This window comes from Sneathiella sp., from assembly GCF_029233945.1.
GTDB lineage: Bacteria > Pseudomonadota > Alphaproteobacteria > Sneathiellales > Sneathiellaceae > Sneathiella.
The window spans coordinates 62,537-76,710 of the sequence record NZ_JARGOQ010000011.1 but is presented as its reverse complement, the minus strand read 5'-3'; the positions used below and the strand labels follow the sequence as shown (position 1 = coordinate 76,710).

Sequence of the window (14,174 nt, the reverse complement as noted above, 5' to 3'; positions counted from 1 at the left end):
CCCTTTGCGTCCCGAAGGCGCACTTCCTTGAGGGAAAAATCGCCAAAAATATTGCCGTCCAGCGGCCCGAGTTTCAACTCAAGCTCACCGGGGGTCGAGGCGGCCTTCTCAATTTGGGAGACCAGCAACGCGCGACCGCTGTCCAGTTGCAAAAATGCGTAACCGCCCGCAATGATAAGCAACAGGATCAGGAAAGGCGCGCAGATAATCGCCGCGATAAGCTTCTTGCGTGTCATCAGAATGCCTGACCGATACTGATATAGAACTGATAGGCGTCATCGACATTCTTGCGCCGGTTCAGCGGTACCGCGACATCGAAGCGGATCGGTCCAATCGCCGTATAATAACGAAAGCCGAGACCGGCGCCCCAGAGAAACTCCCCGGAGAAATCCGGCGCCATACTCTCATAGACATTACCGCCCTCGATAAAAGGGACAAGGCCGATACTGTCCGTGATGCGGGTCCGTGCCTCAAATCCAACCTCCAGCAAGGACCGTCCGCCAATGGGGTCATTACTGGCATCGAGTGGGCCGACAGTCTGGTATTTATAGCCTCGCACAGAACCGCCGCCACCTGCGTAAAAGCGTTTGTTTGCCGGGATCGCGCCTGCGCTGTCCCCCGCCATCAGGCCGAGCTTACCGCGCGCCGCCAGCACCAGACGGTCCTTCTCCAGCACGGAATAATAGGTGGAGCCATCCATCTCGAACCGGATAAAATCGGGTGTATCGTCATTGAGCCCGAGATAAGGCACCAGAGATGCGGCGAAACGGCGACCTGTCGTCGGATCCAGTAAATCATTTGTCGAGTCATACCGCGCCGTCAGCGGCAGCCCGGCAAGCGCGTAATTCTCGGTCACTCCGCTATCGTCAATTTTTGCAAATTCAGCGGAAACACCCGCCCCGACTACCCACTTTTTACGCCAGCGCCTGTCCAACCCGATAAAGGCGGAGACCGAGTCTTCATCATAGGCATCTGTAGTTTCGTTACGAATATCGAAATTCGCATTCAAATTCTGGTCAATTTTGACGAAATTGGGCTTTACGAAGGTAAGTTTCAACTCGCGGCGGATTTCCGCGATTGTGAGGTCGGCCCGGAGTTTCTCCCCTTCCCCGAAATAATTGCGGTTTTCCCAGTAATACTGCGTCCCGAAGCCCTCACTAGTCGAGAAGCTCGCGCCGACACCAACGGACCGCCGATCCCGCTCCACGAAAACCAAGGTAATCGGAACGGTGCTGTCCGGCTGATCCGCCTCGCGGGACTTCAGGCGGACGCTGTCAAACAGTCCGCTCCTCAGGTAGCGCCGCCTCAAGTCATCGAGAACGCGGGTATCATAAAGCTTTCCGGTCTGCCATTCGGCAAGTCGCCGGATATAGTTCTCGTCTACTTCCTCCAGCCCCTCCAGCCTGAGTTCGCCCATATAAAGACGCGGACCCGCATCAATGGTCAGGGTCACCTCCATGCCGTCGGTCGCGAAATCGACAATAGCCTCCTGCTCGGCGATGGTCGCATCGGGAAAACCGCGATTGGCGAGGTTGACTATTATCTGGGTTCCCGCATTGACGACAGGCTCTGACCGGGCCGGCATTCCGACCTCAATATCCAGATCAGCGAGTGTCGGCGCGGTGGGAATATCTTTTCCTTTGGAGAAATGGATATCGAACTTCGTGATCCGAAACAGCGGCCCCGGTGTGATATCAAAGGTAATGGCGATGGGCTGCTGCTTGTTATCTATCTTCAACTCCACCTCATTGGCGTAATATCCCTCCGAACGGAGAACTTTTTTAAACCCTTCAACATCGACTTCCGCACGTCGGCGCAATGCCGCCAAGCTCGGCGGGAGTTTGTCTTCAAGCTGCTCAAGACGGGAGGATTGCTCCATCAGCTCCATTACGGAATCCGTCGGTGCACCATTGATTTTGACCTCATAGCTTAAATCCGTCTCGGCTGTTGTCACTGGATCGCTCTCCGCCGCGGGCGCAGGGGCCGCGACCATTAACGATAGAGCCACCCCCATCAGGAGCAACAGACATACATTCTTATTTGAATTGGACAACAAGGCTCAATATCTCGGAAAAAGCCGGGAAATGCGCCCCGGGCATGGGTCAAAGCTCGTTCTTTGCATCATAATATGTTATCTGTAACCTAATGTTCCCCTACCACAGAGTCTAGGTCGCGACTCGATAAAAGGCTCCGACAAGAGGGAAAAGAAGTGTTATTTCGTTATCCAGCCAAATAGAAAATGAAACCCTTGGTGCATGGATAAAAATATTCAACGATTCTTCGGGAAATGCCCCCGCCGGGCTGTATAATACTGTTGTCATTTAAGGAGAAGGATAATGTTGCGCGCCATAGCGACCCTGATCATTTTAACTGCCCTGCTTCCCGGTGCTGCGCTCGCCGAGAAGGTTCAGAAAAACCAATTTGCCTCGGTCTATCTTAAAGATGACAAGATCGGCCAAGTGCATCTGACGACAATCCGCAATGAAAAGGGCGAGATTGAGGAAATGAGTGCCAACGCCTCTGTCTCATTCCTGGGTATGGAAGTCTATGGATTTACCCAGAATTTGAAGGAAAGCTGGTCAAGCGGAGAACTTCAGAAAATGGACGGCAAGACCGATGATGACGGCACCGCCCATGAAATCTCTCTCACCCGCAACATGGAAGATTTTAAAGCGACCTATAATGGCAAGGACCTGACCCTCCCGCTGAACGCCTTTCCCACGTCCCCCTGGCATTACAGCATCACTGACAATACCCTCCTTTTCAATATCGTTGATTTTGACCTTCTCAACGTCAAGATCGCGAAGGAGGCCGAGACGGTCAAGATCAACGGCAAGAATATCGAAACCGAAAAATTCACCTTCACCGGCGACTGGGAAGCGAAACTCTGGTTCGATGGGAACAAGGAATTCGTCAAGGGCGAATATGACGTCTCCGGCCGTCAGGTAACGGTTATCCTGGATTAAAAACGCAGCAATTTTGACTTAAATTGACGGGAGTTTTTTAATCCATATTAATCTCTTTTCGATTTACTCGCTTCTCGTTTATAGTAATCAAACAAGCAACAGTCAGATTGGGTAGAACGATTTCGGAACAGAATGATGCAGGCGCTTCCGGATTAGACAAACGGAAGTATAGACGCAAGACGGTCATGTGGAATGGCAAGCTGTCCTTGCTCTGGGGTGCCCGTCTGATGGGCAACGAACAAACTGTGCCGGGCGTGGTGCGCGATATGTCGGTCAGCGGCGCGCGGTTCCAGACGAAGCAGGATTTCCGTCCAACCAACGATGTTATCCTGGAAGTCCCGCGTTTCGGGGCCTTCAACTGCAATCTCGTTTGGCAAAACGGCCATATTGTGGGGCTCAGCTTTGTCGATCCGCCGGAGTTTATTTTCAATACGGTGAACGGTGCCCTACCGGGTATCTCTCTCGATCCCAACCCGGTGCATTAAATATCAAACCTCTGCGGCGTTCCGGAAAATCAACGAACTGTTGATACCGCCGAAGGCAAAGTTGTTGCTCATCAGATGACGAACGGCAACTTTCCGTCCTGACCCCATCACATAGTCAATATCGGCGCAGGCGTCATCCACCGTCTCGAGATTGGCTGTCGGTGCGAACCACCCCTCCCGCATCATCTCAATGCCGAGCCAGGCCTCAATCGAGCCGCAGGCACCCAGGCTGTGCCCGAAATAGCTTTTGAGGGAATGGATCGGGATGTCCGCACCCATCACCTTATCGGTTGCATGGGATTCGGCGATATCCCCCTGCTCCGTCGCGGTGCCGTGGCCGCTGATGAAATCTATATCCGACGCCGACAGAGAGGCATTATCGAGTGCGCCCTGCATAGCGACCTCCATCGTGGCCTGTGTTGGGTTAGTGATATGGCGACCATCGGAGTTGGTGGAAAACCCGACGATCTCGGCCAGTATCGTCGCACCACGCGCCACAGCGTGGTCGTAAGATTCCAGCACAAGCGTTGCAGCCCCCTCCCCGATCACAAGACCGTCCCGGTCCTTGTCAAACGGACGCGGCGACAGATGCGGTGTATCGTTCTTGATGCTGGTGGCATAAAGCGTATCAAATACTGCGGCCATGGTCGGGCAAAGTTCCTCCGCCCCGCCGGCCACCATCAAATCCTGCATCCCGTATTTGATCGCCTCATAGGCATAGCCAATGCCCTGACTTCCCGACGTACAGGCGCTGGAGGTTGGAATAACCCGCCCGGACAGGCCATAGAACACGCCGATATTAACGGCCGTCGTATGGCTCATCATCTTGACATAGCTGGTCGCCGTCAGGTCGCGGGAATGGCCATCCCGCATGAGGTCGGTAAAGGCGACCACAGGTTTCGTGCTCCCGAAGGACGATCCATAGGCCACCCCCATCTTGCCGGATTTCAAAACCGGATCCTCCAGAAGGCCGGCCATCTCCAGCGCCCGCTCCGTCGCATAAACCGCCATTTTCGAAACCGGCCCCATACTGCGAAGTGCCTTCCTCGAATATCGTTTGTCGATATTGAACCCCTCCACCGGGCCGGCAAGCCGGGTATTGAGGCCATCATAAAAGTCCCAGCTTTCCATCCGCCGGATACCGGTCTTCCCGGCGCGCATCTTCGCGGAGATCGTACTCCAGTCTTCACCAAGGGAGGTTACCCCGCCCATACCCGTGACAACAACGCGCTGCATTACGCCATTCCTCCATTTACCGAGATCACCTGCCGCGTGATATAAGCCGCGCCGTCAGAGCATAAAAAGGACACTGTCGCCGCCACCTCATCGACATCGCCAAGGCGGCGCAGCGGGATCATTTTCATAATCTCGTCAAGCGGCAGGTCATCTGTCATCGCCGATTCTATCAAGCCCGGTGCCACGCAGTTGACTGTGATCTTGCGTTTGGCGAGTTCAAGTGCAAGCGCTTTTGCAGCGCCGATCAGGCCGGATTTGGACGCACTGTAATTCACTTGCCCACGATTGCCCATTTCCCCCGAAACTGATGACATAACCACAATCCGCCCGCCCTTTCGGGCCGATACCATCGGCATGGTAATGGGCTTTAGCACATTGTAAAAGCCATCAAGATTGGTATGAATGACGGCATCCCAGTCGTCATCGGTCATCGCCGGAAAGGCGGTATCGCGGGTAATGCCCGCATTCAGGACCGCGCCATAAAAGGCGCCAAACTCTTCGACATCCGCCTCCAGTAGATCGCGGCACTGATCCCGATCGGCAATATCGAATTGGACCAGCCGTGCCGTGCCGCCCGCCGCCTCGATAAGGTCAACGGTCTGCATTCCGGCGTCACGGTTGCGGCCGCAATGGGCGACAATCTCAAACCCGTCCTGAGCAAGCCGGAGCGCAATCGCCCGTCCAATACCGCCACTTGCGCCCGTCACTAGAATTCTATTTTGCATTCATTCTCACGCGAATTTTTTTAAGGTTGATATACATTAAGCCGGGCTTTGGCGACAAGCTCTTCCGCCCGGTGGATCGTTCCGTCGAAGACCGCCATGGGTGTCTCGTCGTAGACAAGCGCGACTTTCACTTTCAGCCTGTCACCAATCGCAAAGGAAGGACAGGAAAGGGTCATGGTCCGGGTGCTAACAAGATATCCGATTTTCACTTCCTCATCGGCGTTCCGCGCCTTGATACCGCTATAGGCGGCGATGGATTGCGCCATATACTCAATCCCCACATAGGCCGGCACGGTGCCCTTTTCGAGGAACGGGCTGTCCGCTGTAATCTCCACAACGGAGGAAACCTCCATCTCGCTATAGGCCTCCACCTCGTCGATCAGAATCATCGGCGGCGCATGGTAGAGGATTTCCGTTATATCGTAGGGGCAGGGTTGCATCATTCCCTCTCTTTACTGAGGATGACGCTAATATTGTTCCCGCCGAATGCAAAGGAATTTGTCATCATCGCCCGCGCCTCCGGCATAGTCATCCCCTTCGGCACAAGATTTAACGGTGGTATTTCTGCATCCACCGCCTCATCCCAGATATGCGGCGGCAGCACCCCTTCTCCCGATCGCAGGGCGAGCCAGAGAAAGCCAAGCTCCGTGCTGCCCGCCGCGCCAAGCGTATGTCCGGTCAGCGGCTTGGTTGAACTGCAGGGAACCGCATCCAGCAGTTCATAAACCGCCTTTGCCTCGACACTGTCATTTAGCTCTGTCGCCGTACCATGAAGATTGAGATAGGCGATATCCTCTGGATTGAAGCCGCTTTCACCCAGCGCCTGCTGCATGGCGGTTAAGGCGCCGAGCCCTTCTGGGTCCGGCGTGCTCATATGATAGGCATCGGACGTCTCCCCGATCCCGGCGAGGCGGACAGGTGATGGCTCCCGGCTCATCAGGAAGACGGCGGCCCCCTCCCCGATATTAATGCCATTGCGATTTTGGCTAAACGGATTGCAAAGCACAGGCGAGAGCAAATCGAGGGAGGCAAAGCCATTCATCGTCAGTCGGCAAAGTGTGTCGGCGCCGCCCACAATCGCCGCATCACACAAACCTGCCGCCATCATCCGCCGTGCCGACGCGAACGTCTTCGCGCTGGAGGTGCAGGCCGTGGAGATTGTCATGGCGAGCCCGGAAAGACCGAAATAAGCGCGTGCAAACAACGCAAGCGACGCATTATCCTGCCGATTATAATCGAAAACTTCCGGAAAGCTCCCGGTCTTGACTTTCTCGGCGATACCGGGCTCGTTATCGCTGATCCCGGAAGTGCTGGTGCCGAGGATGACCGCAACCCGGTCCGGTCCGTATCTGTCGATGGCGGTGCGGATATCCCCCTCTATCTCCTGCAGGGCGGCGAGCAGCATCCGGTTGTTGCGGCTATCATAGCTGGAAAGGTTACCCGCAATTTCCGGCAAAGTTTGATGAACGGCCCCTGCCACGACCGCCTGATCGAGCAGATATCCTTCCTGTAGCTGCATTCCGGCGGTATCGCCCGCAAATAATTGCGCGCCAATCTCCGCCTTGCCGGTGCCAAGCGCATTGATCATACCGAGAGCGTTGAGATAGTAGCGTTCCGTCATTCGGCCAACTCGTAGGAAACAATGGTCATTTCATAATCCGTCTCGGAATCGCGGATTTGCACGGTTTCGTTCCAGGCATTCACCCGCCCGCTCTGATATATTATCTCCAGCTGGCCTGCGCGATCCGCCACTTGCGCCTGCATCGGATCATCCTCCGGCCAGTAGGCCGCGACAATGACCTTCAGGATATCAAGAGCATCAAGATCCTCGGACACCCAGTCCGCTTTACCGGATCGGACACCATTTTCATCCCAGAGAATATCGAATGCGCGACGGCCGAGCGAATCCAGACCGGCGATCAGCATTTTCTCCTCCGTCAGGCTCATGCGAACCTGCAAGGAGAAGGACGTGTCGCCATAGCGGCCGTTCAGAATCTGGACAACCTCGCGCGGCTGCCCCTCCGGCAGTTGCCAGGGCGCAAACTCGGCCTCCTGCTCCGGGGCGGTTGTACAGGCAGTCATCGCAATGAGGATGAGGAGGAACGCCGCTATGCGCATTGCTGTGCCACCATATCCAGATATCGCGGTCCTTGCGTCACAAAAGGGTTCTTTTCATCCCATGCGTAGCCCGCCAGGATTGAAACAATCATCTGCTTGATCGGATTATCATCACTCGGCGGATTGAAAATAATATCCTGCAGCTCCCCGCTGTACCAGGCTTCTACAAAGGCGCGAAAGCAATCCACCCCGACTTGCAGCGGCTTGGCGAAATCTGCGTCCCAATCAACATCCTCACCCTTTAACTGTCGCATCAAAGGATCAATCAAAAGGTCCGCTGATTTGAAGGCCACCGTGACGCCGGAAGAAAATACCGGATCGAGAAATTCCCCGGCATTGCCAAGAAGAGCAAATTGCGGCCCGGCAAGGCGGGAAACCTTCGTCGAGTATCCTGACATCTCTCCGACGGGACGTAATTCCCGGGCATCGCTTAGAAGGTCTTTTAGTTCTTCCGTCTCATTGATAATCGCCCAGAGCTTTTCGGATGGACTTCCCGGATATTTCTTGAGTTCCTCTGGCGACACAACCACCCCCACGGAGGATTTTCCGTTCGCAAACGGGATCAACCAGAACCAGATATCGCGGCAACGGGGATGGATCGAAATCAGGATCTTGTTACGGTCAAAATTACGCGCCGCAAGCTGTTCCTCCACATGGGTGAAGAGCGCATGACGCACTGGAAAATCCGATGGCGTATCAAGGTTCAGCAGGCGCGGCAGCACGCGGCCATATCCGCTGGCATCAACAAGAAAACGGGCCGTATGGCGGAAAGCTCCCTCCGGCCCCGCCCCAGCGATCACAGCGCCCGCATCATTAAAGTCGACCGCCGTCACATCCTGCTGAAATCGAAGGTCCGCGCCGGCGTCCACGGCCGCCTCGGCAAGCAGGTTATCGAATTTGTCCCGCTCCACCTGATAGGTGCTTGCGGGTCCGCTTGAGAATTTCTCCGAGAATTTAATCGAGCTAAACCGTCTGTCGTCGGAAAAATTGGCTCCATCCTTATACTGAAATCCAGCCGCCTTGAGACGGGGCAGCAAGCCCGCCTTCTCCATGAAGACCATCGACTGCGGAAGCAGGCTTTCACCGATGACAAAGCGAGGAAAGGCACTTTTCTCCAATATCGCGACGTTCAGCCCTTCCTGCGCAAGACGTGTCGCCGCGAGCGCACCCGCCGGCCCTGCGCCGATAACGATGACGTCGAAATGATCGGAACTGACTGTCATGCTACAAAGGCTCCGTCATTGGATGGTCAATATCGGCGGCGCGCGGCGCCAGAATATAGGCAAGTGAAATCCCGACCAGTATCGTGATCCCGAAGGCATGAATGGCGAACGTCTCGCTCAGCGCCAGAAGCCCGAACGCCAGCAAGGTCGAGATGGTCGATAACCCATTCGCGAGCATGGCGCGGCGCTGACGTTTTCCCGATGCCTCCCGATTGAAGAGCGCGTAGTCGAGGCCAATAGCGAAGATCAGCATAAGCGACATGGCATTGAAGAAGGTAAAAGGCTCCCCGAGCAGTGCGATCAGGCAGGGGGCCAGGATAACTGCGGCCATGGAAGGGATCATAACCTTGAACGCCCCCACAAACCCATAGCGCAATGACAGGAACACCCAGACAACAGCATAGGCGACGGCAAGCATGATCAGCGCCCGAATACGATAGGCACCGAACGTCTTGCTAAGACTATCCGCTTGGCTGATCAGGGCGACATTCTCTGACTTCTCGGCGAGACTGACGAGCGGTGCCGTATCCTTCACCCCGGAGAGCGACACCGCATGCACGACGATCCCGGGCGTTTTATAGATGCGCAAATGAGAGAACAGCCCCGGTAAATTGGCGTCCGTAAACTGATCAATGGTCAGGACGCCGTCTGTCGGCTCATAGGGTACCACCCGGGAAAGTCCGATAGCCTCCATATGCCCGGCAAGATGCGGCATCAACAAATTCTCCACCAGCGCCTGATTTTCAAGCTGCCGTGCCTTTGAGGGCACAAAGTGGGAAATCATCCGATAGCTCCCGATAATGCCGCTCGCCCGCAATGCCTCCAAATCCAGAGCGAGCGCCTCTTCGGCCTGCAACACCTCATCCGGGTTGGAACCTCGCACAAAGAACCGGTGGGTCTGGTTCTCGATCCCCGCAAGATGACGGATCGCCTGCTCCTCCGCCTGAAGATCCTGTGGCAGGGATTGCAAGCGGCGGACATCATCATCCACCGTTATTCGCATCGCACCGAGTATTCCCGCCCCCACCAACAGGGCAACAAACAACCAGCGCCACGTCCGGGTGCCATCGCGCCACCAGAAATCATGAAGCGCCATCGAAAAATTGAGATATCTCTCGCCATGACGAAAAGGCGCGGCGCGATCAAGATAGGGGAAAACATACAGCACGGTCAGATAGGCAAGCGTCAGACCGGAGGCAGAAAAGAGTGCAATCTGTTGAAGGCCCGGAAAAGGCGTGAGCGCGAGGGTAATAAAGCCGAGCACCGAACTCACCAACCCAAGTGTCAGACCGGAACGAATGGCCCGCGCCCGCGCCGCCGGAACGGATGACGCCTGATTAAATCGCTCACAAAAGTAGTGAAAAGCGTAATCCACTGAAATACCGATTAGCCCCGCGCCGAAGACCAGCGCGAGAAGCTGCAATGTTCCAAAAAAGAGAAGCGTAACCGCCAGCCCGCCCGCGATCCCTGAGGCAATGGCCAAGAGGCTGAGAGCAAGCGGATGAAAACTCCGAAAGATGAGAAAATTCAGAATAACAATACCGATCAGGGAAATCATTCCGATGAAACCGGCCTCATCCTCCGCTTGTCTGTAGGCATGCTCCCCATAAAAGACTGCGCCCGTTTTCAATATTTCCACATCGCCATGGCGTTTCTCAAGCTTGTCCTCCACCTCATCGAAAGTCTTCCGTGCACGGGACTGGAATCCCTTGTCAAACGGGTTTCCGGCAAGCCTTCCCCGAACCAGAACAAACCATTTGCCGTTTTCCTCAACCGCGAGAACATTGGCGCGGCTCAGGAGTTTTGAGCTGTTCTCCGTGCTTGCGGCGATATAATTCGGCAACAGCAAGAAGGGATCACGCCGGATCAACTCCGCGTCGGCGAGAGACAGTGGAGAGAGAATTTGCACCATCGCCCGGTCAACAATCACCTGTTCCTGCCCGGCGGAAAGCAAGCGCCTGTCCCCTTCGCTAAGCAGCCTCGTGCGATGCGGGAAAAGCAACTCGCTCAGACTTGCCAGTGTCGTTTTTTCCAGCTGGTTCTGCGCCAAATTGACGATGCCGTTATCTTCAAGGGTCTTGCCGAGATCCAGTGCGGCACTGCGGGCGGTTTCAAAATCCGGATGACCTACAAGGACGATCAACTGGTTCGATCCTTGCGATCTTTCCGCCGCCTCAGCCCGGGCAACCCATTCCGCCTCTTCCGACTGGGGGAGCATCGCAACAATATTGGTATCGAGGGGGAGACCATCCTGCAACCGCCAGCCGATTATCGCCACGGCACTACACAGCAGGGCAAGATAGATCAGCAGGCCGACGCGGTTCACGGCTGCTTTTCCTTGCTGGCGTCAACCGCAGCGCTGACTTCCGCCACCGGCGCCACCCGTTGATCCGAGAAGGTAATCACATCACGATCGCCATTGCTTTTCACAATCTCGACGGTTTCCAGAAAATCACCAATCTCGAAATTGAGATAGGCGAAAGGAAGTGTCAGGCCGCTTGTTTTCGGGGAAAACCGCAGCGAATATTTTCCATCCGCAGGCAGCAGCTTCGCGCCCGCCATTTCCTCAAGCGGCTGCCAGTTTCCGCTCAGGCTATTCTCGAAGGTATCACGCAACAACTTGAAACCCGGAAACTGTTTGAAACTAAGGCGCGTTACCTCTGCGCCTTTCAGGCCCTGACTGAGTCCTTTCTCATCAATGACCATGCGGCTGAAAAAGGGTTTTTCCGTCTGCCAGATCAGCGCCGATTGAGGCAGCAGAAAGAACTCCCCTTCAGATAGAATCGGCCTGTCAAAACCGCGCAAGTAGCGAGCCTGAACGAACTGCCCCATCATCGCTTCCCCCTCACCAAGGGCCCGCGGGGCAGAATGGGCCGGCGCCATGGCCACAATAAACAGGGCACATATGAGAAAGCGGATCGTACTTAACACAACAGGGCTTCAACTTTCTTGTACAGAATGGGTGGTGACTGGAACAACATTTCCTCGGAGTTCTTATCAATCGCCACCTGAATTGTAAATCCCCGGGTCAGCCTCTCATCCGTATCAATATCCCTCACTTCGTAATTGATTTTGAGGCGGTTTTCATATTCGACTAGCTCGGCGGTGACCTTTACTTCCTGGCCAAAGCGGATCGGACGGATATATTTGATGCGCATATCGACGATTGGCCAGGCGAAGCCGCTCTCGTTCATCTGCATGTAGTTGTAATCCATCTTGTCGAGCAGGGCGCAACGTGCCTGCTCAAAAAAGCGCGCATAGTTTCCGTGCCAGACAATCCCCATCGGATCGAGATCATAGAATTGACATTTAATAGTAATATCAGCCGATATCATATTGTTTCCTTGATATTTCTATCCGATATAGATTCCTGCCCCGGAACCGACCAGAAGTCGTAGAAATTGTACCATTGTTCCGGATATTTTAGGCAATTTTCCTGCAAAATACGTGCATATTCCCGCATGGGTACCTCTAGCCCGTCATTTGGCGGACGGCCGCGCTTGACGTGATCGGTGATCTTGTCAAAGAGGATGCGGTATTTCTCTCCCTCTTGCAGACAATGCAGCGCATAGACCGGACTGCCGAGCAACGCCGCGATAATCCAGGCCCCTTCGGAAAAAGGCGCGGGCTTGCCCAGAAAATCAACGCTTCGAATGCGCTTGCCGCCTTCCAGCGGGATCCGGTCCCCCGCGATCACGATCCAGTTGCCTGCCGCCAGCTTCTCCTCCAGCTCGATCAGGGTGGCAGGGCCGATATCCTGCACCTCCATGATATCAACTGTCGCCGCCGGATTAGCCTCGCTCAGGATCTGGTTAAACAGGACGGCGTTGCGAGTATGGGCGAAGACGGTGATGTTATCTACCCCGCGCGATGCACCAACGGCACGCAGTATGTCCACATTGCCAAGATGGGATGTTATGATCACAATTCCGGGCTTTCGCTTCGCCAGCCTATCCAGTTCTACCAGATCACCCTCAACGATATCAGAGATGCGGATATCCCCGATCCAGGCCGCCAGCTTATCAAGCGCCATCGATCCAAAGGAGCGATAATGCCGCCAGATTTGACGCAAGTTCGGCTCCTGCGTCTCTCCCTTCGTCGCATAAAGACGCCTCCAATAGGTGCGGGAGGCACTGCGTTGTTCCCGGCCGGTTACAAAAAAATAGAGAAGCACCGGCTGCATCGCATACCAGCAAAGCCGTCGCCCGGCGATCCGATAGAGGGAGAAAAGAAATTTAAGGCCAAGCGCGGCCCCTCGCTCCCCAATTCGGCCCCAATGGCGCGGCTCTTGTGCCTCGCCTCGCCGGTCGCGCAATATCTGCAGCACCCGCGCGATCATCCCGAACACGAGCCGCGTATGCATCTTTGTGATCAGCCAATTGTCCACCCCAAGCCGGAAATTGGAGATATTGTCCTCTGGATAGGTGACATGGATCGGCAACATTTTAACCAGGGCGCCGCGCCAATGCATCCGCACCATAATCTCGGTGTCGAAATCCATATAATGCCCCACCCGCTCCTGATCGATCACCTCAATCGCCGCTTTAAGCGGATATATCCGGTATCCGCACATGCTGTCGGTAATGCGCATCGAAAGTGTCTCGATCCAGACCCAGACATGGGTGATCCAGCGCGCAAATTTCCGCGATGTCGGGATTGACGCGTCGTAAATCGGCTGACCGCTGATAAGCGCATCAGGATGCAAGGTCGCGAGCTCAATGAGCGCAGGGAGAGCCGCGACTTCATGCTGCCCATCCGCGTCGATCTGCAGGGCATGGGAAAAGCCTTCCGCCACCGCGAGGCGAAATCCAGCCATGACCGCCGCCCCTTTACCCGCATTTTGCGGCTGCCGGTGAAGGGTTACTCCCTGTTCAGGATCATGCAATTTCTCAAGCGTGGATTTCGCCGGTTCCTGACTGCCGTCATCAATGATAAAAACGCGAAGCCCCTGCCCCTTCAGCGCATCGATCACCTTTTCGATATGGCGATAGTGATTATAACTCGGCACGATGGCCGCAAGGGAAAAACTCATTGCGCCGTCAGTTCGAAAAAGCCTGAGGAGCAGGTTTCCTCCCCCTCCTTGTAGGAGAACAGCAGGCGCTGCTTCTCCTCATTCCATTCCAGACGGAGCAGAATTTGGCTGTCTGCGACGATAAGCTTTGAGAATTTTAGCTGACCCAAGCGTGTTATGGTCCCGGAAAGGTCGAAATGTTCGCGGCCGAGCCGCACGGCCCAATCAATCTGGGCAACGCCGGGCAGCACCGGTTCATTCGGAAAATGCCCCTGAAACTGGAACAGCTTGGCGTCCACGAAGAGATCAAACTCGATCACATCCCCCTCGCGCCGCTCTGCGCGTATTTCCGGCGAATGCGATGTATCGGACCATTTTATATCGGCGTTTTCTGTCATGTCCGGCACAGT

The 14,174-nt window shown here is 55.2% G+C and carries 15 protein-coding genes; 2 read left to right on the top strand and 13 right to left on the bottom strand.

Going from position 1 to position 14,174, the window contains the following annotated elements; all coding sequences use genetic code 11:
• Together P1U71_RS05755 and P1U71_RS05750 are read right to left on the bottom strand one after the other, a co-directional pair.
• On the bottom strand, window positions 1-236 hold a 236-nt coding region (locus P1U71_RS05755), incomplete at its 3' end, for a hypothetical protein (RefSeq protein WP_301104605.1).
• Window positions 236-2,053, bottom strand: coding sequence for an autotransporter assembly complex family protein (locus tag P1U71_RS05750; RefSeq protein ID WP_301104604.1), 1,818 nt, complete (start codon window positions 2,051-2,053; stop codon window positions 236-238). The genes P1U71_RS05750 and P1U71_RS05755, both read right to left, overlap by 1 nt.
• A 283-nt stretch (window positions 2,054-2,336) precedes the next feature.
• Between P1U71_RS05750 and P1U71_RS05745 the strand changes: the two genes are divergently transcribed.
• Complete coding sequence (locus P1U71_RS05745; protein WP_301104603.1) at window positions 2,337-2,966, top strand: DUF6134 family protein; 630 nt, start codon at window positions 2,337-2,339, stop codon at window positions 2,964-2,966.
• Window positions 2,967-3,073: 107 nt separating this feature from the next.
• The gene (locus P1U71_RS05740) at window positions 3,074-3,451 is read left to right on the top strand and encodes a PilZ domain-containing protein (RefSeq protein WP_301104602.1); all 378 of its coding nucleotides are present in this window, start codon (window positions 3,074-3,076) and stop codon (window positions 3,449-3,451) included.
• A gap of 3 nt (window positions 3,452-3,454) precedes the next feature.
• On the opposite strand, the gene P1U71_RS05735 is transcribed toward P1U71_RS05740, so the two are convergent.
• Genes P1U71_RS05735 through P1U71_RS05685 form a run of 11 tightly spaced genes read right to left on the bottom strand, consistent with a single transcriptional unit; the run spans window position 3,455 to window position 14,171 of the window.
• Window positions 3,455-4,687 (bottom strand): beta-ketoacyl-ACP synthase, encoded by a 1,233-nt coding sequence (locus P1U71_RS05735; protein WP_301104601.1) that lies wholly within the window; start codon window positions 4,685-4,687, stop codon window positions 3,455-3,457.
• Window positions 4,687-5,412 carry a 3-ketoacyl-ACP reductase FabG2 gene (locus P1U71_RS05730; protein WP_301104600.1) on the bottom strand — a complete coding sequence of 242 codons (726 nt, stop codon included), beginning with the start codon at window positions 5,410-5,412 and terminating at the stop codon, window positions 4,687-4,689. The genes P1U71_RS05735 and P1U71_RS05730 overlap by 1 nt, the downstream gene beginning before the upstream one ends.
• A 20-nt stretch (window positions 5,413-5,432) precedes the next feature.
• On the bottom strand, window positions 5,433-5,855 hold the full coding sequence (locus P1U71_RS05725) for a hypothetical protein (RefSeq protein WP_301104599.1): 423 nt from the start codon (window positions 5,853-5,855) through the stop codon (window positions 5,433-5,435).
• A complete protein-coding gene (locus P1U71_RS05720; RefSeq protein ID WP_301104598.1) occupies window positions 5,852-7,033 on the bottom strand; it encodes a beta-ketoacyl-[acyl-carrier-protein] synthase family protein in 1,182 nt (393 codons plus the stop codon). Before P1U71_RS05720 ends, P1U71_RS05725 begins: the two co-directional genes overlap by 4 nt.
• A complete protein-coding gene (locus tag P1U71_RS05715; RefSeq protein ID WP_301104597.1) occupies window positions 7,030-7,530 on the bottom strand; it encodes a DUF3261 domain-containing protein in 501 nt (166 codons plus the stop codon). Before P1U71_RS05715 ends, P1U71_RS05720 begins: the two co-directional genes overlap by 4 nt.
• On the bottom strand, window positions 7,521-8,753 hold the full coding sequence (locus P1U71_RS05710) for an NAD(P)/FAD-dependent oxidoreductase (RefSeq protein ID WP_301104596.1): 1,233 nt from the start codon (window positions 8,751-8,753) through the stop codon (window positions 7,521-7,523). The genes P1U71_RS05715 and P1U71_RS05710 overlap by 10 nt, the downstream gene beginning before the upstream one ends.
• 1 nt (window position 8,754) lies before the next feature.
• Entirely contained in the window at window positions 8,755-11,079 is a 2,325-nt protein-coding gene (locus P1U71_RS05705) for an MMPL family transporter (protein ID WP_301104595.1), read from the bottom strand.
• Complete coding sequence (locus P1U71_RS05700; RefSeq protein ID WP_301104594.1) at window positions 11,076-11,684, bottom strand: outer membrane lipoprotein carrier protein LolA; 609 nt, start codon at window positions 11,682-11,684, stop codon at window positions 11,076-11,078. The genes P1U71_RS05705 and P1U71_RS05700 overlap by 4 nt, the downstream gene beginning before the upstream one ends.
• Window positions 11,678-12,088, bottom strand: coding sequence for a thioesterase family protein (locus P1U71_RS05695; RefSeq protein ID WP_301104593.1), 411 nt, complete (start codon window positions 12,086-12,088; stop codon window positions 11,678-11,680). The genes P1U71_RS05700 and P1U71_RS05695 overlap by 7 nt, the downstream gene beginning before the upstream one ends.
• On the bottom strand, window positions 12,085-13,785 hold the full coding sequence (locus P1U71_RS05690; protein WP_301104592.1) for a glycosyltransferase: 1,701 nt from the start codon (window positions 13,783-13,785) through the stop codon (window positions 12,085-12,087). The genes P1U71_RS05695 and P1U71_RS05690 overlap by 4 nt, the downstream gene beginning before the upstream one ends.
• The gene (locus P1U71_RS05685) at window positions 13,782-14,171 is read right to left on the bottom strand and encodes a thioester dehydrase (protein ID WP_367281133.1); all 390 of its coding nucleotides are present in this window, start codon (window positions 14,169-14,171) and stop codon (window positions 13,782-13,784) included. The genes P1U71_RS05690 and P1U71_RS05685 overlap by 4 nt, the downstream gene beginning before the upstream one ends.
• Window positions 14,172-14,174: the final 3 nt, after the last annotated feature.

What these genes read in the sequence shown, in the direction of transcription:
- P1U71_RS05735 (WP_301104601.1), bottom strand. Translation starts at nt 4,687, where the DNA reads ATGCAGCGCGTTGTTGTCACGGGTATGGGCGGGGTAACCTCCCTTGGT.
- P1U71_RS05710 (WP_301104596.1), bottom strand. Translation starts at nt 8,753, where the DNA reads ATGACAGTCAGTTCCGATCATTTCGACGTCATCGTTATCGGCGCAGGG.
- P1U71_RS05690 (WP_301104592.1), bottom strand. Translation starts at nt 13,785, where the DNA reads ATGAGTTTTTCCCTTGCGGCCATCGTGCCGAGTTATAATCACTATCGC.
- P1U71_RS05695 (WP_301104593.1), bottom strand. Translation starts at nt 12,088, where the DNA reads ATGATATCGGCTGATATTACTATTAAATGTCAATTCTATGATCTCGAT.
- P1U71_RS05720 (WP_301104598.1), bottom strand. Translation starts at nt 7,033, where the DNA reads ATGACGGAACGCTACTATCTCAACGCTCTCGGTATGATCAATGCGCTT.
- P1U71_RS05730 (WP_301104600.1), bottom strand. Translation starts at nt 5,412, where the DNA reads ATGCAAAATAGAATTCTAGTGACGGGCGCAAGTGGCGGTATTGGACGG.
- P1U71_RS05745 (WP_301104603.1), top strand. Translation starts at nt 2,337, where the DNA reads ATGTTGCGCGCCATAGCGACCCTGATCATTTTAACTGCCCTGCTTCCC.
- P1U71_RS05715 (WP_301104597.1), bottom strand. Translation starts at nt 7,530, where the DNA reads ATGCGCATAGCGGCGTTCCTCCTCATCCTCATTGCGATGACTGCCTGT.
- P1U71_RS05725 (WP_301104599.1), bottom strand. Translation starts at nt 5,855, where the DNA reads ATGATGCAACCCTGCCCCTACGATATAACGGAAATCCTCTACCATGCG.